This is a genomic window from Mesorhizobium huakuii (genome assembly GCF_030160235.1).
GTDB lineage: Bacteria > Pseudomonadota > Alphaproteobacteria > Rhizobiales > Rhizobiaceae > Mesorhizobium > Mesorhizobium huakuii.
Genome location: NZ_BSNY01000047.1, coordinates 455,095 through 479,083 on the forward strand (window position 1 = coordinate 455,095; position 23,989 = coordinate 479,083).

At 64.7% G+C, this 23,989-nt stretch carries 21 protein-coding genes and 1 tRNA gene; 13 read left to right on the top strand and 9 right to left on the bottom strand.

The genetic code is table 11. From position 1 onward, the window contains the following. The first annotated feature begins 77 nt into the window (after positions 1-77). Positions 78-1,214, top strand: a complete 1,137-nt coding sequence (locus QQK95_RS24420; RefSeq protein WP_284276945.1) for a DJ-1/PfpI family protein — start codon at positions 78-80, stop codon at positions 1,212-1,214. 49 nt (positions 1,215-1,263) lie between these two features. Here QQK95_RS24420 and QQK95_RS24425 read toward each other — a convergent pair whose 3' ends face one another. The 5 genes from QQK95_RS24425 to QQK95_RS24445 all read right to left on the bottom strand — a co-directional run bounded on the left by QQK95_RS24425 (position 1,264) and on the right by QQK95_RS24445 (position 5,704). Then, positions 1,264-2,265, bottom strand: a complete 1,002-nt coding sequence (locus QQK95_RS24425; RefSeq protein ID WP_123168727.1) for an Ldh family oxidoreductase — start codon at positions 2,263-2,265, stop codon at positions 1,264-1,266. A 91-nt stretch (positions 2,266-2,356) separates the two neighbouring features. Beyond that, positions 2,357-3,166: an ABC transporter permease gene (locus QQK95_RS24430; RefSeq protein ID WP_284276946.1), complete on the bottom strand. Its 810-nt coding sequence runs from the start codon at positions 3,164-3,166 to the stop codon at positions 2,357-2,359. Continuing rightward, the gene (locus QQK95_RS24435) at positions 3,166-3,831 is read right to left on the bottom strand and encodes an ABC transporter permease (RefSeq protein ID WP_284276947.1); all 666 of its coding nucleotides are present in this window, start codon (positions 3,829-3,831) and stop codon (positions 3,166-3,168) included. Before QQK95_RS24435 ends, QQK95_RS24430 begins: the two co-directional genes overlap by 1 nt. Positions 3,832-4,036: 205 nt before the next feature. Further along, a complete protein-coding gene (locus QQK95_RS24440; RefSeq protein WP_140888401.1) occupies positions 4,037-4,834 on the bottom strand; it encodes a transporter substrate-binding domain-containing protein in 798 nt (265 codons plus the stop codon). A gap of 54 nt (positions 4,835-4,888) precedes the next feature. Further along, positions 4,889-5,704 (bottom strand): ABC transporter ATP-binding protein, encoded by an 816-nt coding sequence (locus QQK95_RS24445; protein WP_284276948.1) that lies wholly within the window; start codon positions 5,702-5,704, stop codon positions 4,889-4,891. A gap of 214 nt (positions 5,705-5,918) precedes the next feature. Between QQK95_RS24445 and QQK95_RS24450 the strand changes: the two genes are divergently transcribed. The 4 genes from QQK95_RS24450 (at position 5,919) to QQK95_RS24465 (ending at position 9,959) form a co-directional block, all read left to right on the top strand. Continuing rightward, on the top strand, positions 5,919-6,791 hold the full coding sequence (locus tag QQK95_RS24450; RefSeq protein ID WP_284276949.1) for a dimethylarginine dimethylaminohydrolase family protein: 873 nt from the start codon (positions 5,919-5,921) through the stop codon (positions 6,789-6,791). Further along, positions 6,761-7,435, top strand: a complete 675-nt coding sequence (locus tag QQK95_RS24455) for a TetR family transcriptional regulator C-terminal domain-containing protein (RefSeq protein ID WP_284276950.1) — start codon at positions 6,761-6,763, stop codon at positions 7,433-7,435. The genes QQK95_RS24450 and QQK95_RS24455 overlap by 31 nt, the downstream gene beginning before the upstream one ends. Then, entirely contained in the window at positions 7,432-9,012 is a 1,581-nt protein-coding gene (locus tag QQK95_RS24460) for a 5-guanidino-2-oxopentanoate decarboxylase (protein WP_284276951.1), read from the top strand. The genes QQK95_RS24455 and QQK95_RS24460 overlap by 4 nt, the downstream gene beginning before the upstream one ends. 239 nt (positions 9,013-9,251) lie before the next feature. After that, a complete protein-coding gene (locus tag QQK95_RS24465) occupies positions 9,252-9,959 on the top strand; it encodes an SDR family NAD(P)-dependent oxidoreductase (RefSeq protein ID WP_284276953.1) in 708 nt (235 codons plus the stop codon). On the opposite strand, the gene QQK95_RS24470 is transcribed toward QQK95_RS24465, so the two are convergent. The 4 genes from QQK95_RS24470 to aroA form a co-directional block, all read right to left on the bottom strand. Further along, positions 9,944-11,809 (bottom strand): hypothetical protein, encoded by a 1,866-nt coding sequence (locus QQK95_RS24470; protein WP_284276954.1) that lies wholly within the window; start codon positions 11,807-11,809, stop codon positions 9,944-9,946. The genes QQK95_RS24465 and QQK95_RS24470 overlap by 16 nt on opposite strands. Before the next feature lie 133 nt (positions 11,810-11,942). Further along, positions 11,943-13,640, bottom strand: a complete 1,698-nt coding sequence (gene rpsA, locus QQK95_RS24475; protein ID WP_284276955.1) for a 30S ribosomal protein S1 — start codon at positions 13,638-13,640, stop codon at positions 11,943-11,945. 209 nt (positions 13,641-13,849) lie between these two features. Beyond that, the gene (cmk, locus tag QQK95_RS24480; RefSeq protein WP_284276956.1) at positions 13,850-14,500 is read right to left on the bottom strand and encodes a (d)CMP kinase; all 651 of its coding nucleotides are present in this window, start codon (positions 14,498-14,500) and stop codon (positions 13,850-13,852) included. A 91-nt stretch (positions 14,501-14,591) separates the two neighbouring features. After that, positions 14,592-15,950, bottom strand: coding sequence for a 3-phosphoshikimate 1-carboxyvinyltransferase (aroA, locus tag QQK95_RS24485; RefSeq protein WP_284276957.1), 1,359 nt, complete (start codon positions 15,948-15,950; stop codon positions 14,592-14,594). A 206-nt stretch (positions 15,951-16,156) separates the two neighbouring features. Here aroA and QQK95_RS24490 point away from each other — a divergent pair, with 206 nt between their 5' ends. The 8 genes from QQK95_RS24490 to QQK95_RS24525 all read left to right on the top strand — a co-directional run bounded on the left by QQK95_RS24490 (position 16,157) and on the right by QQK95_RS24525 (position 23,934). Next, complete coding sequence (locus tag QQK95_RS24490; RefSeq protein WP_027047671.1) at positions 16,157-16,543, top strand: TIGR02300 family protein; 387 nt, start codon at positions 16,157-16,159, stop codon at positions 16,541-16,543. Between the two features lie 172 nt (positions 16,544-16,715). After that, a tRNA-Ala gene (locus QQK95_RS24495) sits at positions 16,716-16,791 on the top strand. A gap of 255 nt (positions 16,792-17,046) precedes the next feature. Beyond that, on the top strand, positions 17,047-18,219 hold the full coding sequence (gene ssuD / locus QQK95_RS24500) for an FMNH2-dependent alkanesulfonate monooxygenase (RefSeq protein WP_284276958.1): 1,173 nt from the start codon (positions 17,047-17,049) through the stop codon (positions 18,217-18,219). Next, complete coding sequence (locus QQK95_RS24505) at positions 18,216-19,676, top strand: FAD/NAD(P)-binding protein (protein WP_284276959.1); 1,461 nt, start codon at positions 18,216-18,218, stop codon at positions 19,674-19,676. The genes ssuD and QQK95_RS24505 overlap by 4 nt, the downstream gene beginning before the upstream one ends. Positions 19,677-19,841: 165 nt before the next feature. After that, a complete protein-coding gene (sfnG, locus tag QQK95_RS24510; RefSeq protein WP_284276960.1) occupies positions 19,842-20,945 on the top strand; it encodes a dimethylsulfone monooxygenase SfnG in 1,104 nt (367 codons plus the stop codon). A 122-nt stretch (positions 20,946-21,067) separates the two neighbouring features. After that, positions 21,068-21,994, top strand: coding sequence for an ABC transporter ATP-binding protein (locus tag QQK95_RS24515; protein WP_284276961.1), 927 nt, complete (start codon positions 21,068-21,070; stop codon positions 21,992-21,994). Further along, positions 21,991-22,890, top strand: coding sequence for a branched-chain amino acid ABC transporter permease (locus QQK95_RS24520; protein WP_010913045.1), 900 nt, complete (start codon positions 21,991-21,993; stop codon positions 22,888-22,890). The genes QQK95_RS24515 and QQK95_RS24520 overlap by 4 nt, the downstream gene beginning before the upstream one ends. Before the next feature lie 3 nt (positions 22,891-22,893). Beyond that, on the top strand, positions 22,894-23,934 hold the full coding sequence (locus tag QQK95_RS24525; RefSeq protein ID WP_284276962.1) for a branched-chain amino acid ABC transporter permease: 1,041 nt from the start codon (positions 22,894-22,896) through the stop codon (positions 23,932-23,934). Positions 23,935-23,989 lie beyond the last annotated feature (55 nt).

The window sequence follows — 23,989 nt, forward strand, 5'->3', positions numbered from 1 at the left end:
ACGATATATGTCATTTCAGACAAGTCCTACCGCAGCTAGGTTGATGGTCAAGCGTTTCGATCGGAAGGACTGGATCCATGAACTTGCGTATCGTGCTGTGGAGTGGTTTCGGCGTCGTGGTGGCCCTTCTCGCATTGGGTGGCGCATGGCTGCTGTCGCTGCCGGCGGCATCCCAGGCTGCCGTTCAGCCGGCAATCGATGCCAAGGAGGCCACCGCAACGCTTGCGGCATTGAAGCCGCCGAAGCGCCAGCGTCCCCTGATCGCCATCATCGGCATCAACGACGGCACCGAAACCACCGATTATCTCATGCCTTACGGCATCCTGCGGCGGGCTGACGTCGCTGATGTCATGGCTCTGGCAACGCAGCCTGGACCGATGAGATTGCACCCGGCCTTGCAGATCGAGCCCGATGCGACGACGGCGGCATTCGATGCCGAGCACCCGGACGGCGCCGACTACGTCATCGTCCCGGCCATGATGCGCGACGACGACGCCGACGTGCTGAAATGGATCACGAGCCAGGCGGCCAAGGGCGCCATGGTGATAGGCATCTGCGCCGGCGCCAAGGTGGTCGGCGCCAGCGGGTTGCTCGACGGCAAGCGGGCGACGACCCACTGGTATTCCGTCGGCGAGCTCCGCGAAAAACATCCTGCGATCCGCTATGTCGCCGACCGGCGCTTCGTCGTCGATCAGGGTGTCGCGACTACGACGGGGATCACCGCGTCGATGCCGATGATGCTGACCCTGATCGAGGCCATCGCCGGCCGCGACAAGGCCGAAGCCGTCGGCCGTGATCTGGGCCTGGCGCACTGGGATGCGCGGCATGACAGTGGCGCCTTCAGGTTCACCCGCCCGTTCGCGCTGACGGCGATTGGCAACACGCTTGCCTTCCTCGATCATGAGCAGCTCGGTATCCCGCTGACATCAGGCATTGACGAAGTGTCGCTGGCGCTGGTCGCCGATGCCTGGTCGCGAACCTTTCGCTCCGGTGCGATCACATTCGCCGGCAAGGACAGCGCGATCGTCAGCCGCGACGGCTTGCGGATCTTGCCTGACCAGATCGCCACCGACTGGCCGGTGGACCGGCTGGTTCCGGCAATGGCCGATCCTCGGCCGGCGAGGGCGCTTGACCAGGCGCTTCAAGACATCTCGGCTCGCCACGGTGCACGCACGGCCGACTTCGTCGCCATGCAGCTCGAATATCCCCGGTGACAGGCACTGTTGATGGCCCGGCACCGGCCAGGCATTCATTCGTCGCAATTCAGGCCGAATAGCGCTCGGCGAATTCGGAAATACGCTGCACCACCGCCTTGGGCGCGGTGATGCCGCGCGCCTGCGCCTTCTCGGCGGCTTCCGCCCGGGCGCGGCCCGGCACATGCACGCCGAAGCGGCGGCGCAGGCGGTCGAGCTGGTCCTTCATGCGCTGTTCGAAATCCGGATCGAGCAGCTTGGGCTCGATAGCCAGCACGAACAGGCCGGTGCCGGGGCTGTCGGGCCCGCCGGTGAACCAGGGCGCATCGAGCGACCAATTGGCCCCGGAAATGCCCGCAGCCAACACTTCGACCATCAGCGCGATGTTGGCGCCGCGCTGGCCGCCAAAGGCAAGCATGGCGCCCTTCATGGCGGCGGCCGGGTCGGTGGTCGGGTTGCCGCTGGCGTCCAGCGCCCAGCCTTCGGGGATTTTCTTGCCGTCTTCGGCCGCCTTGCGGATGTTGACAAAGGCGGTGGCGCTCGATGACTGGTCGATGACCAGAGGCGCGCCGTCGGCGGCGGGCGCGGCAAACGACATCGGATTGGTGCAATAGACCGGCTTGACCGAGCCCGAGCCGGCAAGAACGGCCGGGCCGTTGGTGGCGGCGAAGGAGACCAGCCCCTGTGCCGCCAGCCTGCCGGTGAAATAGCCGAGTGCGCCGCATGTATAGGCGTTCTTTTGCGAGAAAATGGCGACGCCGAACAGTTTTGCCGCTTTGGCAAGGTCGTCGATCGTCCGGTCGAAGCCGGTATGCGCCAGTCCGCCGCGCGCGTCGGAGAGATAGACGGCCAGCGCCGGCCTTGTGATCACCGGATCGGCATTGCCGTCGATGCGCCCGGCCTCCAGCGCTTCGAGATAGTCGATGAAATGCGACAGTCCGACTGTCGAAAGCCCTTCCGCCTCGGCGGCGATGATCGAGGCGGTGAGCGACTGCGCCGCCTCCTCATTGGCGCCGGCGCCAAGTGCGGCCATCCGGCACAGTCCTCTTGCCTGGTCGAGACTGAGTTGCATCGCAATCGCCTTTAGTGAGTAGTGAGTAGGGACTAGCGAATAGCAGAAACGAGCGCCTTCGGACTACTCACTACTCACTACCCCTAAAATCCTAGCCGACCTTGACCGGGATCCGCGCCTCGATCCGGCTGAGGGCCAGGACCAGAATGCCGGTGATCGCCATATAGATCAACGCCAGCAGCAGCAAGGGCTCGTAGGTGAGATAGGTGTCTTGACGCACCTTGCCCGCGACGGCGAAGATGTCGATCACGCTGATCGTCGCCACCAGCGGCGTCGACTTCAACTGCAGCACGGTTTCGCCGGTCAGCGTCGGCAGCGCCCGGTAGAAGGCCTGCGGCAACCAGATGCGGCGGAGGATCTTCCAGCGGCTCATGCCGAAGGCGCGGGCGGCTTCCAGCTGTCCCTGGGGCACGCCGGCAAAGGCGCCGCGCATCACTTCGCCCTCGTAGCCGGCAAAGGACAGGGTGAGAGCCAGAACGCCATACGGCCAGGCCTGCCGCAGATACGGCCACATCCAGGAGTCGCGGATCCATGGATATTGCGGGAACAGCGAGCCCAGCCCGTAATAGAGCAGCCACAGTTGCAGAAGTAGCGGCGTGCCGCGGATGATGGTGCAGAAGACTTTCGCCGGCGCAGCGACCCAGATCGAACCGGCGGCTTGCGCCAGCCCGACCGGCACGGCGATCAGGAAGCCGAGCGCGCAGGTGACGGCCAGGATCCACAGGGCGCGCCAGATGCCCATCAGGCCCATTTCCCAATATTGCGGCAGCCAGTCCCAGCGCATGAAAAACGCGGCCGACAGCACCAGCCCCAGAGCGATCAGGATGAGGACTATGCGATGCGGCTGCAGCCAGAGCGAGGCGCGCGCCGCCGTGTTGATGATGGCTGCTTCGCCCGCCATCAGCGTGCCTCCTTGACCGAAGGCATGCCGCGCCGCGCCCATTTCTCGGCACGGCCAAGCAGGAAGTTCGAAAACAGCGTCACCGCCAGATAAAGCGCGCCGGCGGCGAGATAGAATATCAGATAGGCCTTGGTGACGCCTGCCGCCTGCCGTGTCGCCAGCGTCAGCTCGAAGAAGCCGACGACGGCCAGCAGCGCGGTGTCCTTGGTCGCGATCAGCCACAGATTGGCGAGGCCTGGAATGGCAAAGGGCAGCATCGCCGGCAGCGTGATGCGCCGCAAGAGAAGGCCGGGAGACATGCCGAAGGCGCGGGCGGCTTCGATCTGGCCCTGCGGGATGGCCAGGATCGCGCCGCGCATGACCTCTGTCGAATAGGCGCCCTGGCAGAAGCCAAGCACGGCTATGCCGGCCACCAGCCCGCTAATATCGACACGCTGGTAACCCATCGCGGTCAGCACCTGGTTTATCAGGTCGGTGCCGGCATAGTAGAGCAGCAGGATCAGCACCAGTTCCGGCACGGCGCGCACCACGGTGGTGTAGACCGCTAGCAGGTCGCGCACGACAGGCCCGCCATAGAGCTTGCCATAGGCGCCGCAGGTCCCGATGAGCAGGCCGACGATCGTGGCGCCGACGGCAATCTCGAGCGAATGCAGCAGCCCGAGCATGAGTGTGCCGCCCCAGCCGACGGGCGCGGGCGAGAGGAGTTCGATGATACCGGCCGCCGAGGCCGCAAGGAACGCGTCGATCAGCTTTGCCCCCGGATTGCTGGCTCTATCCGCCGACGCCAGCGGCCGGCGGCAAGCATGCGTGGGAAGGATAGGCCGGAGAGCATGACTTTGGCGTCATGCCCTCCGGCTCATGCGAGGGGCGTCAGTTCGACTGCGTCGAGCCGCCGTAAATGTCGAAATCGAAATATTTCTTCGAGATCTCGTCATACTTGCCGTTGGAACGGATCGCCTTGATGCCGGCGTTGATCTTTTCCTTCAGGCCGGTGTCTTCCTTGCGCACGCCGGCGCCGACGCCCGGTCCGAGCACCTCGTCATCCGGAGCCACCATGCCCTTCAAGTCGCAGCAGGCCTTGCCCTGGTCGGACTTCAGGAATTCGCCAAGCGCGATGGAATCGGCCTGCACCGCATCGAGGCGGCCCGCGGCAAGATCCTGGTTGGCTTCGTCCTGAGTCTGGTATTCCTTGATTTCGGAAGCGGTGGCGCCGAAGTGCTTCTTGGCGTAGACGGCGTGCACGGTCGACACCTGGACGCCGACCACTTTGCCCTTGAGGTCGTCAGGCGTGGCGCCGAATTTCTGGTCCTTCGGTCCGATGATCGCCGTCGGCGTGTTGTAGTACTTGTCCGAGAAATCGATCGTCTTCTTGCGCTCGTCGGTGATCGACATCGACGAGACGATGAGGTCGATCTTCTTGGTGGTCAGCGCCGGGATGATGCCGTCCCAGGCGACAGGCGTGATGACGCAGTCGAGTTTCTCCTCGGCGCACACGGCGTCGATGAAGTCGATCTCCCAGCCGACCCATTTGCCCGAGGCGTCCGGCGAGGTGAAGGGCGGATAGGGCTCGGCCGCGACGCCGATCTTGACCGGATCGGCCTTGGCCACGCCCATGGCGGCGACGCCGAGCAGCAGTGCCGCGGCGAATGTTTTCAGAACAGTCTTCATTTCAAACTCCCAGTTTGTTGTTGGTTCCCGGTTTTCTTCCGTCCCGGCCTGTCCCTAGCCGATGTTGCGGATGAACTGCTTGAGCCTTTCGGATTTCGGTGCGCCGAAGATCTGCTCCGGCGGGCCTTCTTCCTCGACCAGCCCGTTGTAGAGATAGACGACGTGGGTCGCGACCTCGCGGGCGAACTTCATCTCATGGGTGACCAGCACCATGGTGCGGCCCTCGCGCGCCAGATCGCCGATCACCTTCAGCACCTCGCCGACCAGTTCGGGGTCGAGCGCCGAGGTCGGCTCGTCGAACAGCATGACGCGCGGATTGATGGCGAGCGCGCGGGCAATCGCGGCGCGCTGCTGCTGCCCGCCCGAAAGATAGGCTGGATAGACGTCGCGCTTTTCGGCAAGCCCGACGCGCGCCAGCAGCTTTTCGGCCTGGGCGATCGCCTCGTCGCGCTTGACGCCGAGCACATGCACCGGAACCTCGATGACGTTTTCGATCAGCGTCATGTGGCTCCACAGGTTGAAGTTCTGGAACACCATGCCGAGCTTGGAGCGGATGCGCTCGATCTGCTTGCGGTCGGCCGGAACGGTGTGGCCATGGCTGTCCGCCTTGAGCTTGATCTCCTCGCCATTGACACGGATGATGCCGCTGGTCGGATTTTCCAGGCAGTTGATGCAGCGCAGCAGCGTCGATTTGCCCGAGCCCGAGCCGCCGATGATGGCGACCACCTCGCCGTCGCGCGCCGACAGCGACACGCCCTTCAGCACATGCAGCTGGCCGAATTTCTTGTGCAGGTTTTCGACATGGATGGCTTCGGCGGCGCCACTCTGCGCCTTGCCGGATGAGACTGCGGCAGCTTCCACCGCGCTCACCGGCTGGCCTCTGCATCGTCGGCGGCAGTTCGTCGAACGTCTATCCGGCTAATCAACATATACGCTGTACTGCCCCGCTCCAGACTTCAGCATGGACCCAACGGCGCGAGCCCGTCAATCCCGCTCATTACGGCACTTGCGAGCTTGTTGTGCAAGTGTATAAATAGCCCTCCATGAAATTTTCTCGGTTTTTTTCAGCCAAAAAAGGGCTTCGATGAGCGCTTTCGGATCACAATCCATGGCAGCGCCGCTGCGACGCGTGCTGATGCGGTCGGCGGCCAACGCGATGCGCGACGCCGACAGAGCTGCCTGGCACTATGGCCCAGGATTCAATCCAGCGAAAGCAGCATCGCAGCACGCGGCGCTTGCTGAACTGGTGGCGGTCTCCGGCGCTGAAATCGAATGGATCGAGGACAAGGCCGATGGACTTTCGGATTCGGTGTTCACGCACGACCCATCGCTGATGACCGATCGCGGCGCACTGATTCTGTCAATGGGCAAGCCGTTGCGCGCCAGTGAGCCCTCGCTGCATGAGGAGACCTACAGGAGACTGGGCATTCCGATCCTCGGCCGCGTCGAGGCCCCAGGCCAGGTCGAAGGCGGTGACTGTGTATGGCTGGATGCGCGCACGCTGGTGATCGGGCGCGGTGTCCGTTCCAACCAGGATGGCATCCAGCAGGTTTCCAACCTGCTGACGCCGCTGGGCGTTTCCGTCTACGGCTTTGACCTTCCGTTGTGGCAGGGCGAAGAGGCCTGCCTGCATCTGATGTCGGTGATCAGCCCGCTGGCCGACGACCTCGCTCTGGTCTATTCACCGCTTTTGCCGGCCCCCTTCTATCAGATGCTGAAGGCGCGCGGCATTCGTCTGGTCGAAGGCGATGCCGAAGAGTTCGCGGCTTCCAACGGCCTCAGCCTGAACGTACTGCCGACCAGCCCGCTCAAGGTCATTGCCGTTGCGGGCTTTCCAAAGACCAAGGCCGCGATGGAATCCGCCGGCTGCACGGTCGAAATCTTCGAGGCGGATGCGCTCTGCATCGCCTGCGAAGGCGGGCCGACATGCCTGACGCGGCCGATCCTGCGCCAATGAATGCGCCATCCCGCCGCAGGTTCCGTCGCGAGGGCGAGGAGCGGCGGCGGCAGGATCTGATCGAGGCAACTCTGGACAGCGTCGCGGAACATGGTCTGCAGGGCGCCACCTTGCGCACCATCGCATTGCGCGCCGGTGTCACCGCTGGCCTGATCCGGCACTATTTCCCCGGCAAGGAAGAACTGCTGCAGGAAGCCTATGCCGCGCTCATGGGCCGCATGACCGAGCAGGCGAAAGCGGCGTTGGCCATGGAAGATGCCTCGCCGCGCCAGCGCCTTGCGGCTTTCGTCACCGCCAACCTCAACGTGCCGATCATCGATGCACGGGTGTTTTCACTCTGGGCAACCTTCATCGGCCGCGCCGGTGCGGATCCAAGCCTGGCTCGCGCCCACCGCGAAGGCTACCTTGGCTTTCGCAACGAGGTGGAAGCCGTTGTGGCCGAGGTGCTCGCCGCCGAACGGCGCGAGCCGGATGCAGGCCAGCTGCGCCACCATGCCATCGCGATCAATGCGATCATCGACGGGCTCTGGATCGAAGGCTGCCTTGCCGGCGAGATGTTCTCGCCGGGCGAACTGGCGGCGATTGGCATCAAGACTGTCGAGGCCGAACTGGGCCTCGTGCCGGAAAGGGAAGATAATCAATGACAACACTCGGCGAAGCCCTGATCACGCTGCTTGAAGCGCATGGCGTCGATACCGTCTTCGGCATTCCGGGCGTCCACACGGTCGAGCTCTACCGTGGCCTGGCGCGCTCGAAAATCCGCCACGTCACGCCGCGCCATGAACAGGGTGCCGGCTTCATGGCCGACGGCTATGCCCGCGCCAGCGGCAGGCCAGGCGTAGCCTTCGTCATCACCGGGCCGGGGCTGACCAACACCATCACCGCCATGGGCCAGGCGCGCGCCGATTCGGTGCCGATGCTGGTCATATCGGGCGTCAATGCCACGCCGACGCTGGGCAAGGGGCTGGGCTTCCTGCATGAGCTGCCGGACCAGCGCGGCATGATGGAAAAGGTGGCGCTGTTGTCGCGGCGCGTCACCGAGGCCAGCGAATTGCCTGACGCACTGGCGCAGGCCTTCGCGCTGTTTTCATCTTCGCGGCCGGGCCCGGTGCATATCGAGATCCCGACCGATGTCATGGTCAAGCCGGCTGACGATATCGCGGCGCTGTTGAGCAACGCGGCGCCCCCGACGCCGGATGGCGCGGCCATTGCGAGCGCCGTGAAGCTGGTCGCCGCTGCGCGCCGGCCGCTGATCCTGGCCGGCGGCGGCGCCAAGCGGGCCGAGACGGCGCTGCGGCGCCTGGCCGAGACACTGGGCGCGCCGGTCGTCGAGACCACCAATGCGCGCGGCCTGCTGCATCGTCACCCGCTTTGCGTGCCGGCAAGTCCAAGCCTGAAAGCGGTTCGCGCCCTGATGGCCGAGGCCGATCTGGTGATTGCCGCCGGCACCGAATTCGGCCCGACCGACTATGACGGCTATGGCGACGGCGGCTTTGTGATGCCTTCCAACCTGATTCGCATCGACATCGGCGCCGACCAGCTCGCGCGCCGCCCGGTGACGGTCGGCATCCAGGCCGACTGCGCCGAGGCGATCGAAGCCTTGCTCGCCGCGATCGGCCCCGCTCATCCTGCCGCCCCGGACGGCGAGGCGCGCGCCGCCGCCGCACGCAAGGCGGCGTTCGCCGAGCTGAGCCCGGCCTATGTGGCACAGGTGCATGCTGTGGAAATGATCCGCGATGCCTTGCCCGGCGCCATCGTCGTCGGCGATTCGACGCAGCCGGTCTACGCCGCCAACCTCTACTATGATCACGACCGCCCAGGCGGCTGGTTCAACGCCGCCACCGGCTTCGGCGCGCTTGGCTATGGCCCGCCGGCAGCGATCGGCGCCGCCCTTGCCGTACCCGACGCGCCGGTTGTCTGTCTGACCGGCGACGGCGGCTTCCAGTTCACCTTGCCCGAACTCGGCGCGGCGCTCGATGCCCGAGCGCCGGTCATCTTCGTGGTCTGGAACAACAGGGGTTACCGTGAGATCGAGACCTCGATGCTCGACGTCGGCGTCGAGCCCGTTGGGGTCTCGCCGGCGCCGCCCGATTTCTGTAAGCTGGCCGAAGCCTATGGCATATCAGCCGAACGGCTCGCCGGTATCGGCGCCTTGCCACGGGCCCTGAAGCAAGCCCGGGCAACCGGATTGCCTTGTGTCATCGAAATCACGGTCGATTGAAGGCTTCAGCCCAGCGTTGATTTTCTCGTCCGCACCGGACCCTTCGTCGGCTCGCCTGTTGTGCCGCAACGGCCGCATGGCTGACGCCATTGCTATAATATGCGTAGTGACGCATGCAAAGACGCGACGGCTGCCATGTCGAGATATCAATTGAGTGATCGCCCGAAAGGCGCGACGCTTCGCGTCGGGGCGGCACAACAAGCGACACAATCATAAAAATACGACCGGAGCGGTCCAGGATGACGGAAACACTTCAAGGCAGGCATATCGTTGTGACCGGTGGGACCGGCGCGCTCGGCGGTGCGGTGGTTGGCCGGCTGCTGGAACAGGGCGCCATCTGCCACGTGCCGAACGCACACGCCGCGGCACCCCAGCATTTTCCTTTCGCCGACCATGAGAACGTCAAGCTGGCGCACAATGTCGACCTGTCGGACTCCGCCAAGGTCGAAGCCTTCTATGCCCAGGTTCCTGCCTTGTGGGGCTCGATCCATCTCGCCGGCGGCTTCACCATGGCGCCGGTGGAAAAGATCGAATCGGCATCCTTTGCCGAGATGATGGACACCAACGCCCGCACCACCTTCCTGTGCAGCCGCGCGGCGATCCGCTCGATGCTGGCGTCGGGCGCATCAGGCCGCATCGTCAACGTCACCGCGCGCGCCGGGCTCGACCCCAGGCGCGGCGCCGGCATGGTCGCCTACACCGCCAGCAAGGCGGCGGTCGCGGCGATGACGGTGGCGATGGCCGAAGAGCTCAAGGCCAAGGGCATCCTGGTCAATGCCGTGGCCCCGTCGACGCTCGACACGCCGGCAAACCGCGCCGACATGCCGGATGCCGATTTCAGCAAATGGGTCAGCCTCGAAGCGGCGGCCGAAGCCATCGCCTATCTCGCCTCGCCGGCCAACCAGGCGATGAGCGGGACGCTGGTGCCGCTCTACGGCCGGGCCTGAGCGGCGAGCGTCGAAGCCGGGCACACGGCATCCGATCCGTCGGCATTGCGATAACTGTAGATGCGCAGCGGCGATGAAGCTCTCGTCGGGCACTCCCGCAACCATGCCGGCGGGTGGCCTTCAATCAGCGCCGCCGCGAATGGATAGGCGGCTTCCAGGCCCGGCAATGGCGGGCCTCGCCAGGCGCAGATCGCGACATGCGTTGCCTTGGACGCATCGAGTATCGCGCGGGGGTCGGCGGTCGCCGGATCGAGGAAGCGATAGCTGCGCTCGATGCCCTTGGCCGACGGATGATTGGGGATCGTCACCACCTTGGGACCTTCGGCAAGGGCGACGAAACGCGAGCCGATCAGCGGTGGGGAAAGAACGACGGCGCCGGACGGCCAGCCCTGTTCCGGTTCAAAAGGGCTGGAATAGCAGCCGTCTGCGAGTTCGGCGGCGGGAACCGCCGCTTGCGCCGGTTTTACCGACAAATGGTACAGCACCATTGCTCCGGACAAAATGAGACCGGGCAGGATCAGTGCGTATCTGTGCGATGCCGCCGGCACCGGAGATTTCAGATAGCGACCCAGCCTCGCATTCGGCAGGAGGCTCGCCAGGGCGAAGATGAGGCCGATGCCGGAGAAGATCGCAAGGTAGCGGTAGTAGCGGATATAACCGATCGCAAGCGCCAGCGAGAGCAGCGAGAACAGGGCCAGTATGACGAGAGGCCGGCTTCGGCCTTCCGGCCTGGCACAGATGACGACCGGCGCAAGCGCGCCGATAAACAGCAGCGCCATGCTGAGAAAACTCATCGACAGGACGACATCAGGGCGCCGAAACAGGCTCAATTCCTGGAGAATTCTATTGATCATGTTGTCGCGAACATAGGCGTCGATCGAGGCATAGGGGCTGGCCAGGCATTGCGGGAACAATACCGCCAGCACCGCCGCGCTGGCCGCCGCGAACACCAGCAGGATTGCTGTGCGCATCGGCCACCCTCCACGCCGGCCGGCAAGCAAAGGCACGACGGCGAATGAAAGCCCGGCCGCGGCCAATGCCGTCACATGCGGCGTCGAATAGGTGTCGCATCTGACCGCGGCGTAGGCAGAAGGCGGCACGATCGCCGCGAACAGGCCGATCGCGCCGGCGGTCAGGGCCAGCCCGAAATCGACGATCCTCTTTTCACCGCCCTCGCGGTCGAAGATCCAGTCGAAGGCATAGACCGCCATCACCAGCGCGTAGAACGGCGCGAATTCGGCGCTGACGGCAATTGCCAGGGCCGTGAGCAGCCCGTTGACGAAAGCCGAAAAGCGGTTCTGCGACATCATGAGAACCAGGGCCACCAGCAGAAGCAGGATTTGCAGATTGTGATAGTCGATGCGTCCCGGGGCGAATTCGAAAAAGGTCCGTGCGGCAAAGATCAAGGCCAACGGCAATGCAACGGCCGGATAGGCAAAGCCGATGGCGATCAGCAGCCGGTTGTAGAAATAGAGCGCGGGCACAAGCAGCAACAGCGGGACGGCAAGGCTTGCCAGCATCAGAGCCGGCTCGAAGCCGGCAAAAGGGGCGAACAGGCGCGCGAAGGCGGCGTAGGGCAGGTCCACGATCCACGGCCAGTGTGAGACATAGGGCTCGGGCTGGACGATGCCGGGCAGCGTGCGGTCGAAGACATTTCCCGTTTCAAGCAAGGTGCGGATTTCGTGCAGCTTGAGGAGATCGTCCGCGTCATTGTTGAGCTGGAAGCCCAGGGACCACAAGGCGGTCGTCAGGATCGCCATTGCGCAAAAGCAGAACAGGACAGGCGAGCTGGTGTAAAGGCGCAGCAACCGCGAAGGTTGCGCAGCGGCATTGTCGGCAACAGTGCTCATGGAAGTATTCCGTTGGACCACCGGCAAATACGCGAGGAAGTTTATGTTCCCGTAAAGAAAAAGACCCGCCGGATCGCTCCGGCGGGTCTATTCATAAGGCTGCACGCGAGGCGTGCCGCCGATGACTGACGTCTTAGTTGCCCTGCTTCTTCAGCGCGGCACCCAGGATGTCGCCCAGCGAAGCGCCGGAGTCGGTCGAACCGTACTGGGCGACCGCTTCCTTCTCTTCGGCGATTTCCAGCGCCTTGATCGAGACCTGCAGCTTGCGGGTCTTCTTGTCGAAGGCGATGACGCGGGCGTCGACCTTCTGGCCGACGGTGAAGCGCTCGGGGCGCTGCTCGTCGCGGTCGCGGCTGAGGTCGGAGCGCTTGATGAAGGTCTCGATGCCGCTGTCGACCAGCCGCACTTCCAGACCGCCATCCTTGACGCAGATGACTTCACAGGTGACGACGGCGTTCTTGCGCAGTTCGCCCGAGGTCGCCGCTTCGCCGACCGTGTCGCGGGCCAGCTGCTTGATGCCGAGTGAGATGCGCTCCTTCTCGATGTCGACGTCGAGCACCTGCGCCTTGACCATGTCGCCGCGATTGTACTCTTCGATGACCTGCTCGCCCGGACGGGTCCAGTCGAGGTCGGAGAGGTGCACCATGCCGTCCACGTCGCCTTCCAGACCGATGAACAGGCCGAACTCGGTCTTGTTCTTGACCTCGCCCTCGACCTGGCTGCCGACCGGATGGTTGCGCGCGAAGGCTTCCCACGGATTCTCAAGCGTCTGCTTGAGGCCGAGCGAGATGCGGCGCTTGGCCGGATCGACCTCGAGCACCACCACGTCGACTTCCTGGGTCGTCGACAGGATCTTGCCGGGATGCACGTTCTTCTTGGTCCACGACATTTCCGAAACGTGGATGAGGCCCTCGATGCCCGGCTCCAGCTCGACGAACGCGCCGTAGTCGGTGATGTTGGTGACGGTGCCCTTGATCTTCTTGCCGATCGGGAACTTGGTGCCGATCTCCGACCACGGATCGCTCTCGAGCTGCTTCATGCCGAGCGAGATGCGGTGGGTTTCCTGGTTGATGCGGATGATCTGCACCTTGACCGTCTGACCGATGTTGAGGATTTCGGTCGGATGGTTGACGCGGCGCCATGCCATGTCGGTGACATGCAGCAGGCCGTCGATGCCGCCGAGGTCGACGAACGCACCGTAATCGGTGATGTTCTTGACGACGCCTTCGACAACCTGGCCTTCTTCGAGGTTCTGCACGATTTCCGAACGCTGTTCGGCGCGGCTCTCCTCGAGCACGGTGCGGCGCGACACCACGATGTTGCCGCGGCGGCGATCCATCTTGAGGATCTCGAAGGGCTGCGGGTTGTGCATCAGCGGGGAGACGTCGCGGATCGGGCGGATATCGACCTGGCTGCGCGGCAGGAAGGCCACGGCGCCGTCGAGGTCGACGGTGAAGCCGCCCTTGACCTGGTTGAAGATGACGCCTTCGACGCGCTCACCCTTGGTGAACTTCTCTTCGAGACGGACCCAGCTCTCTTCACGGCGGGCCTTTTCACGCGAAAGCATGGCTTCGCCAAGCGCGTTCTCGATGCGCTCGACATAGACTTCGACGGTGTCACCGACCTTGAGGGTGGTGTCCTTGCCCTTGACGCCGAATTCCTTCAGCGGCACGCGGCCTTCGACCTTGAGGCCGACGTCGATGATGGCCATGTCCTTTTCGATCGCGGTGATCGTGCCCTTGACGACCTGACCTTCGCCGGAGTGGCCGGTGGTGAATGATTCTTCGAGCAGGCTCGCGAAATCATCGCGAGTGGGATTTGCAGCTGACATTGTTTCTCCTGGAGTGCCCCGCATCTCTGAGCGGGACGGGCGCCGTGGGTTAGCGTTGCGTTGGCCTGTCGGCGTTCCGGGCTTAAAAAAGCCCTGGGCCGCATTTTAAGCGGCAATTCCGGCGCATGAAGAATGCTGGCAGGCTGGTTCGTGCCCGATATGGGTATTTTCTGCGCTTCCGGCAACGGAAACGCGAGAGAAAACCCGCATCAAGCCTTGTTTCTCCTGGCCAGCGCGTCGTCAACGATCGCCATGGCCGCGAGAAACGCGGCTTCTATAGCCATTTCGCTGGTATCTAGCAAGTGCGCGTCCGCCGCCGGCTTCAAGGGCGAGTCGGCACGGCCCATGTCGCGCTCGTCGCGGCGCACGATGTCGGCGAGGATTTCAGCAAAGTTGGCGGTGCCGCCGATGCTTTCGATCTCGGCCAGCCGGCGCTTCGCCCGCACCTCCGCGCTCGCCGTCACATAGAGTTTGATGTCGGCATCGGGGCACACGACAGTGCCGATGTCGCGCCCGTCCAGCACCGCGCCGGGCGGCGTCCTGGCGAAGGCGCGCTGCTTTTCGACGAGAATGCGCCGCACGGTAGGATACACCGCAACTTTCGAGGCGGCCTCGCCGATGGCATGCGCCGACAGCACCGCCCGGTCGAGCTTAGCCATATCGACCTGGCGCGCCGCGGTCTCGGCCGCCGAGACATTGTCGAGCGGCAGCGCGTGCTGGATGAGCGCATGGGCGACCGCCCGATAGGTGAGGCCGGTGTCGAGCAGGTTCAGCCGGTAGTGGTCGGCGAGCCGACGGGCCAGCGTGCCCTTGCCGGCGCCGGCGGGGCCGTCAATGGCGATGGTGAAGGTTGCGGTCATTGGCGGGCCAACGCTTCGCAAAGCTTGGCGGCCGGCTCACACCGGAGGGACGTCGGCTCCCAATCTCCAGGGCTGTTGGTTGCCACGACGCTCACTCGATCTCCGCGCCCAGCCCCGTCATCAGCCCCATGAACTCCGGAAAGCTTGTCGCGATCATCGCCTGGTCGTCGATCGTCACCGGCTTTTCCGTCGCCAGCCCCATCACCAGAAAGCTCATGGCGATGCGGTGGTCGAGATGGGTCTGCACGGTCGTATCCAGGCCGTTGGGGTGGCCGCCGAGGCCCTTGCCACCGGGCCTGCCGCGCACGGCAAGCGACGCTTCGCCCTCTGTGCAGTCGACGCCATTGAGCTTCAGCCCGTTGGCGACGGCCGACAGCCGGTCGGATTCCTTCACGCGCAACTCTTCCAGCCCCTGCATCAGCGTCTCGCCCTCGGCGAAGCTGGCGGCCACGGCCAGCACGGGATATTCGTCGATCATCGACGGCGCCCGCTCAGGCGGCACGGTGACGCCCTTGAGTTCGGAATAGCGCACGCGCAGATCGGCGACATCCTCGCCGCCGGCATTGCGCGGATTCAAGATGTCGATCTGGCCACCCATTTCCTGCAGCGTCAAAAGCAGGCCGGTGCGGGTCGGGTTCATCAGCACGTTTTCGATCACGATGTCCGAACCCGGCACGATCAGCGCGGCGACGAGCGGGAAGCCGGCCGAGGAAGGGTCGCCGGGCACGGCGATCGTCTGGCCGGTCAGCTTGCCCTGGCCCTCGATGAAGATATGGCGCACGCCGCGCTCGTCGGTCTCGACCGAGAGGTTGGCGCCGAAGCCTTTGAGCATCTTTTCGGTGTGATCGCGCGTCATCACCGGTTCGATGACGGTGGTGATGCCGGGCGTGTTGAGGCCGGCGAGCAGCACGGCCGACTTCACCTGCGCCGAGGCCATCGGCACGCGGTAGGTGATCGGGGCGGCGTGCTTGGGCCCATGCAACGTGATCGGCATGCGGTCGCCGGGCGTCGCCTTCAGCACCTGCACGCCCATCTGACGCAACGGCTCCAGCACGCGGCCCATCGGCCGGCCGGACAGCGAGGCGTCGCCGATGAAGGTGGTTTCCATGTCATAGGTGCCGACGAGACCCATGGTGAGCCGCGAGCCGGTGCCGGCATTGCCGAAGTCGAGCGGGCCTTCCGGCTGTAAGAGCGCACCGTTGCCGGTGCCGCGGATCACCCATTCGGCGCCGCGCTTTTCGATATGCGCGCCCATCGCCTTCATGGCCGCGCCCGTGCGCATCACGTCCTCGCCCTCGAGCAGGCCGGTGATGCGGGTTTCGCCGGAGGCGAGGCCGCCGAACATGAAGGAGCGGTGCGAGATCGACTTGTCGCCCGGCACGCGCGCGGTGCCGGAAAGGGCTTCGGATTTGCGGGCGGTGGCCGGCTTGGCAGCGGCGGCGTGAGACATGGAATTTCCCTGAACGGAATGCCGGCGTGCCGGCGCTTTTCATTTGTTGCGGCGGTCTCGTATCACGGCGGGGCGAAATGGTCATCCCCATGGTCGTCACTTGGCGCGAGGCCTTTCAGGACTTGGTTTTGTGACGCCGGCTTTTGGCTTTGACAGCGCCGCAAACAGTGGTTAAGGGGACCACTCTTTTATTGACGAGGCTTGCCGTGGCAAAAACCGAACTTGGCACAAAGCGTATCGACCCTGAGACGGGTCGAAAATTCTACGACCTGAACAAGGACCCGATCGTCTCGCCCTACACCGGCAAGACCTATCCGCGTTCCTATTTCGAGGAAGGCAAGATCGCCGCCCTCGAGGAGGAAGAGGAAGTGGCCGAGAAGGAAGTGGACGCCGAGGACGAAGAGGGCGTTGAAGTCGTCTCGCTCGAAGAGGCCGACGACGACGTCAAGGGCGACGACCTGCCCGATCTCGGCGATGACGAGGACGTCGACCTCGGCGACGACGAGGATGACACTTTCCTTGCCGACGAAGAGGAAGAAGACGACGACGTTGCCGACATGATCGGCGTCGGCGACGACGACGACGAGGTCTGACAGGCCTGAGACGTAAGCGTTTGCAGGCTTTCTCGGCCTGTGAACAAAAAGCCGCTCATCAAGGCTTGATATCTGAGAAAGGCGGGGTTAGAAGCCGCCTGCACTAACGGCGCGGTGTTCCAACCCGCGCTGATCTCTTCGCCGGAAACGGCGCCGGCTGACTGCCGGGAGTGGGGCCATAGCTCAGTTGGGAGAGCGCTTGAATGGCATTCAAGAGGTCGTCGGTTCGATTCCGATTGGCTCCACCAAACAGTCTCCTTCAATCCGCCAGTGACTGACGCCAGCGAGCCCGCCGAGGATCAGGCGCGGATTCGACCGATCGAAGAGAATTTCCAATTTCAACGGCGGATTTGGAATAAACTAACTCTACAGAGTTTATAGAATAAGCAAAGTGCGGACGATCTGTTTCCCGGACAGGATTCCGCCATGCCCGCCTCTCTGCGCCCGCTTTCAACCTCGTCAGGCACAGCCCGCCATCGCCACCAACTCGCGGGAGGCAGGCCATGACCGGCGACGTTCCGGACCGCATCAAGGTCCTCTGGTTTCTGCCGACACATGGCGACAGCCGTTATCTCGGCACCGCCGAGGGCGGCCGGTCGGTCGATCTGCCCTATCTGACGCAAGTGGCGAAGGCCGCCGACACGCTGGGCTATTACGGCGTGCTGCTGCCGACCGGGCGGTCGTGCGAGGATTCCTGGGTGATCGCCTCGGCGCTGGTGCCGCTGACCGAGCGGCTGCGTTTCCTCGTCGCCGTGCGGCCCGGCCTGCAATCGCCGACGCTCGCCGCGCGCATGACAGCCACGCTCGACCGCATCTCAAACGGCCGCCTGCTGATCAATGTCGTCACCGGCGGCGATCCGCTTGAAAACAAGGGCGACGGCATTTTCCTGTCGCATGCCGAGCGCTACGAGGTGACGCAGGAATTCCTCCAGATCTACAAGCGCGTGCTGAGCGGTGACACGGTCGAGCACCAGGGCAAGCATTTCCACATCGAGGACGGCAGGCTGCTGTTCCCGCCGGTGCAGACGCCCTATCCGCCGCTCTATTTCGGCGGCTCGTCCGATGCCGGGTCGACAGTGGCGGCGCAGGAGATCGACAAATACCTGACCTGGGGCGAACCGCCCGCCGATGTCGAGCGCAAGCTCGACGCCGTGCGAGAGCTGGCCGAGAAGGCCGGCCGAAAACTCTCCTTCGGCATTCGCCTGCATGTCATTGCACGGGAAACCACCGAGGAGGCCTGGGCCGCCGCCGACCGGCTGATCAGCCGCCTCGACGACGCGACCATCGCTTCGGCCCAGAAGGTCTTTGCCCGCATGGATTCGGTCGGCCAGGCGCGGATGAGCGCGCTGCATGGCGGCGACCGCGCCAGGCTCGAGATCGCGCCCAATCTATGGGCCGGCGTCGGCCTGGTGCGCGGCGGCGCGGGCACAGCCCTGGTCGGCGATCCCGATACCATCGCCGAGCGCATCGATGAGTATCGCCGCCTCGGCATCGACACCTTCATCCTGTCCGGCTACCCGCATCTGGAGGAAGCCTATCGTTTTGGCGAACTGGTGCTGCCGAAATTGCCGACCGATCATCCGGTCAAAGCCGCCGGCTCCTCCGTCAACACCGGCCCGTTCGGCGAGACCATCGCCGGCGACCATCGGCCGAAGTCGCTCGCCAGCGCCTCGTGAACACGCTGCCTCCGGTCCGCCGACTGCGCGTCGCCATCATCGGCGGCGGTTTTTCCGGCGCGGCGCTGGCATGGCATCTTGCGCAGGCGCATCGGCCGGAGCGCCTGTCGATCTCGGTGATCGAGCCACGCCGGGCGATCGGCGGCGGTCTCGCCTATTCCAGCGAAGAGCCGTCGCACCGGGTCAATGTCCCGGCCGTCAGAATGAGCATGGCTCCCGGTGACCCGCAGCATTTCGCGCGCTGGTTGGCCGGCTCCGGCGAACTCGATCGTGACGCGGACGCGATCTGGAAGAATGGCGACGCCTATCCACGCCGGCGTGTGTTCGGCCGCTATGTCGCCGAGCACCTCGCACCCCATCTGGCGTCAGGCGCGGTCCGTCATGTCGGCGGTCTCGCCACCGGCGTGACGCCGGACGCCAATGGCGCCGGCTGGATTGTGCAGACCTCCGCCGGACCTGTCATCGCCGACATTGTCGTCCTCGCCGCGACGCATCCGGCCCCGGCAATCCCGGCAGCGCTTGCTTCCGTGGCCGAAGCGCCGGGTTTTGTCGCCGATCCCTACGCAGCGTCGGCACTTGCCGGGATCGGGCCGGACGCTGCGGTGCTGATCGTCGGCTCCGGGCTGACCTCGGCCGACATGGTCGCGGAACTCGATCGCCGCGGCCATCGTGGCCGCATCCTGGCGCTGTCGCGCCGCGGACTGCGCTCGCGTGGCCATCCCGATGTCAGAGGCGAACCCTTTGGCGATTTCGCATCGGCGCCGGCCACCTCGGCGCTCGGCCTGCTGAAGAGCATTCGCGCGACGCTGGCTGCGGCGCGCAAGGCCAATGTCAACTGGCAGTCCGTCTTCGACCAGCTGCGCCTGCAGGGGCCGGTCCTGTGGGCCGCCCTTGCTCCATCGGAACGGGCAAGGCTGGTCCGCCAGCTGCGCGTGTTCTGGGACGTGCATCGCTTCAGGATCGCCCCGCAAGTTGCTTCCGTGCTCGACCGCCGCCAGGCCACCGGCACTTTCGACATCATTGCCGCCAGGCTTGTCGCGTCGAACGACGAGGGCGAGAACCTCGCGGTCAGCTTTCAGCGGCGCGGCCGGACACGGATCGAGACGGCCCGCTTCGATGCCGTCATCAACACGACAGGGCCGGCCCATGGGCAGGCGCTTCAGCTCAATCCGGCGCTGCGCTCCCTGGCCGAGGCCGGGTTGATCAGGGTCGACGCCCACGGCCTCGGCATCGAGACAAATCTCGACAGCCGCGCCATCGGCCGGGATGGCAAGGCGATCGCCGGGCTTTTCGTCGCCGGTCCGCTGGCGCGGGGCACCTTCGGTGAACTCATGGGCCTGCCGGAGGTCGCCCGCCATGCCCAGAGGGTCGCGGCCGAGATCGCAAGGCTGGTCGACAGGTTTCCGTCCACCTCGGCGGTCGGCGCCAATGCCGGCGACGTTGCGATCGCGCGCTGACGAGCTGAAGCCGGCCTCGCCGGGCAAAATTGGTATTTCCGTCCCAAGCAGGCGTCAAAAAAGGAAAATCCTACTTTGTATACATAATCAGTAGACATAATAAATATCGGCGAAGTTCGGCCACGCCGGACCGATCAACGACACGGCCTGAAGGGGAGACAGTTCATGGCACACGCAGGAACCGACGCGGTCAAATTCGCCTACTGGGTGCCGAATGTTTCGGGTGGCCTGGTGATTTCCAACATCGAGCAGCGCACCAACCATTCGGCCGAGTATAACCGCAAGCTGGCGCAGATCGCCGAGAAGGCCGGCTTCGACTATGCGCTGAGCCAGATCCGTTTCACCGCCGGCTACGGCGCCGACGAACAGCATGAATCGGTTGCCTTCAGCCATGATCTGCTGGCCGCCACCACGACGCTGAAGGTCATCGCGGCGATCCTGCCCGGCCCCTGGAATCCGGCGCTGGCCGCCAAGCAGCTCGCCACCATTAGCTACCTGACCAATGGCCGTGTCGCCATCAACCTCGTCTCCGGTTGGTTCCGCGGCGAGTTCCACGCCATTGGCGAGCATTGGCTCGACCATGACGAGCGCTACCGCCGTTCGGAAGAATTCATCCGTGCCTTGCGCGGAATATGGACGCAGGACAGCTTCACCTTCCGTGGCGATTTCTACCGCTTCAACGAATATTCGCTGAAGCCGAAGCCGCCGCAGCCTCTGCCTGAGATCTTCCAGGGCGGCTCCTCGCGCGCCGCACGCGACATGGCCTCGCGTGTCTCGGACTGGTATTTCACCAACGGCAACACGCCGGCCGAAATCGCCAAGCAGGTCGACGACATCAGGGCCAAGGCAAAGGCCAACAACCATCCGGTCAAGGTTGGCGTCAACGCCTTCGCCATCGTCCGCGAGACCGAGGACGAGGCCAAGGCGGTGCTCGCCGAAATCATCGCCAAGGCCAATCCCGAAGCGGTCAACGCCTTCGGCCACGAGGTCAAGAACGCCGGCAAGGCTTCGCCGGAAGGCGAGGGCAACTGGGCAAAATCCTCCTTCGACGATCTGGTCCAGTACAATGACGGCTTCCGCTCGAACCTGATCGGCACGCCAAGGCAGGTCGCCGAGCGGATCGTCGATCTCAAGCGCGCCGGCGCCGATCTCATCCTGCTCGGCTTCCTGCACTTCCAGGAAGAGGTCGAATATTTCGGCAAGCACGTCATCCCGCTCGTTCGCGAGCTGGAGAACGCCGAACAGGCTGCATCGCTGGCAGCGGAATAACCCTTTTAAAAGGCAGGCCGGTCAATCCGGCCTGCGCACCAATGAAGGTTCCCAGGCGCGCTCGATCGATCGGGCGGCAACGGGGATTCGTGCGCCCGCTGAAGCAATCGAGGACGATTGGAATGCCGTTGGCCAGCTATGCCCTTGGAATGATGGACGCCTCGGTCTATGCGCCGGAAGTCTTTGCGCGCGGCCTGCCGTCAACGCTCCAGCCGTCCGCCGTTGGCGTCGTGCCGGCAGGGTCGATCGCGACCGCCGCCGCTCCGTTGCTCTCCCTGCAAGGCATCGGCCTGTCGTTCGGCGGCGTCGTCGCCCTGGCCGATATCGACCTGTCGGTGAACCCTGGCGAAATCCGCGCCATCATCGGCCCGAACGGCGCCGGCAAGAGTTCGCTGATCAACGTCATCAGCGGCGTCTACCGGGCGGATCGCGGCCATGTCCTGCTCGATGGCATCCGTTATGGCCAGGTGCCGACGCAGCGGCTGGCGCATCTTGGCGTCGCCAGAACGTTTCAGAACCTGGCTCTGTTCAAGGGCCTCAGCGTCCTCGACAATGTCGCCTCCGGCCTCGCCTACAAGGTCCGCTCCAATTTTGCCGGCCAGGTGCTCGGCATCGGCCGCTCGCGTGGCGAGCAGCGCGACTCCTTGAGCCGCGCCGACCAGATCCTCGAATTCCTCGACCTCACCACGGTCCGCGATCGTCTCGCCGGCACCCTGCCTTACGGGCTGCAGAAGCGGGTCGAACTGGCCCGCGCGCTGGTCGCCGAGCCGCGCCTGCTTCTGCTCGACGAACCGATGGCCGGCATGACCGCCGGCGAGAAGAGCGAGATGGCAGGTTTCGTGCGCGCCGCGCGCGACCGCTTCGCCACCACGGTCGTGCTGATCGAGCATGATGTCGGCGTCGTCATGGGCCTGTCCGACCGCATCGCCGTTCTCGACTACGGCCGCAAGATTGCCGACGCCACGCCTGACGAGGTCAGGAACGACCAGCGCGTCATCGATGCCTATCTCGGCGTCGCCTCCGACAATGAGGACGGGGCAGGCATATGATCGCCGATTTCGACTACCAGTTCTTCATCGAGGTGCTCGTCGGCGGCTTGCTCTCCGGCGTCATGTACTCCCTGGTCGCGATCGGCTTCGTGCTGATCTACAAGACATCAGGCGTGCTGAATTTCGCGCAAGGCGCGCTGCTCCTGTTCGCGGCACTCACCTTCGTCAGCCTGGTCGAGCGCGGTGTTCCCTTCGCCTTGGCGCTGGTGGCCACCTTCGCCATCATGGTGGCGATCGGCATCGCCATCGAGCGCACGGTGCTGCGGCCGCTAACCAACAAGCCGCCGATCACGCTCTTCATGGCCACGCTCGGCCTCTCCTACATCATCGAGGGCGCCGCCCAGCTGATCTGGGGCACGCAGGTCCATGGCCTCGATCTCGGCATCGAGGACGTGCCGCTGGAAGTCGGCGGCGTGCTGATCAGCCAGTTCGACATCTTCGCCGCCGTCGTGGCCGCCGGCATGGTCCTGCTGCTGTCGCTGTTCTTCCGCTACACCCGCATCGGCCTCTCCTTCCGTGCCGTCGCCGACGACCAGTTCGCCGCCCTCGCGGTCGGCCTTAGGTTGCCGCTGATCTGGGCGACCGTCTGGGCCGCGGCCGGCCTTGTCGCGCTGGTCGCGGGGCTGCTGTGGGGTGCGCGCCTCGGCGTGCAGTTCTCGCTGTCGCTGGTGGTGCTCAAGGCTCTGCCGGTGCTGGTGCTTGGCGGCTTCGATTCCATCCTCGGCGCCATTGTCGGCGGACTGCTGATCGGCGCCAGCGAGAAGCTCGCCGAGGTCTATATCGGCGACTATTTCGGCGGCGGTATCGAAAGCTGGTTCGCCTATGTCGTGGCACTCGCCTTCCTGCTCATTCGCCCCTCCGGCCTGTTCGGCCAGAAGCTCGTGGAAAGGGTCTGAGCCATGACCGCGATCACAAGCAATTTCTCCGCTGCGCCGGTGCTGCCGAAATGGATGGCGTCCGTCCTGCTGCTCGCCTTCGCCTATGGCGTGGTACCGCTGATCGGCTCGAGCTATCTGTTCGAAGCCATCCTGCTGCCGTTCCTGGCCCTTGGGCTTGCCGGCGTCGGGCTGAATATCCTCACCGGCTATGCCGGACAGGTCTCGCTGGGCAGCGCCGCCTTCATGGCGGCTGGCGCCTTCGCCGCTTACAATCTCAACTTGCGCGTTGAAGGCTTGCCGCTGATCGGCAGTATCTTTCTGGCCGGCATCGTCGCTGCCGCGATAGGCATCGTCTTCGGCCTGCCCAGCCTGCGGCTGAAAGGGTTCTACCTCGCGGTTTCGACGCTTGCCGCGCAGTTCTTCGTGCAATGGGCGCTGACCAAGTTCAGCTGGTTCTCCAACGAGTCCGCGTCCGGCGTCATCGATGCGCCGAGGCTGTCGATCGGCGGTCTTGCGCTGGATGGCGCTGTCGGCCGCTATCTCTTCGCGCTGACCATCGTCAGCATCCTCACCTTCCTTGCCTATCGGCTGGTGTCGTCGCAGACCGGGCGCAATTTCATCGCCATCCGCGACAATGAGACCGCCGCCCGCATCATCGGCATACCGGTGCTGAAGACCAAGCTGCTGGCCTTCGCCATCTCGTCCTTCATCATCGGCGTCGCCGGCGTCATCTGGGCCTTCGCCTATCTCAGGACCGTCGAGCCGGCCGGCTTCGATCTCGACCGCTCCTTCCAGATCCTGTTCATCATCATCATCGGCGGCCTTGCCTCGATCCGTGGCGCCTTCTTCGGCGCCGCCCTGATCGTGGTCTTTCCGCTTGGCTTGTCGCGCCTCGGCGGCTTCCTGCTCGGCGATGTCTTCGACTCGGGCGTGCTCGACATGAGCCAGCGCATCGTGCTCGGCGCCCTCATCATCCTGTTTCTGATCCTCGAACCGGACGGGCTGGTTGCCCTGTGGGACAGGATCCGAAGACGGCTCCTGTTCGCCTGGCAGTCGACATGAGCCCTGCGGGGCAACCCGCATCGAACTGAATCGGAAAATGAACCAGAGGCCGAAC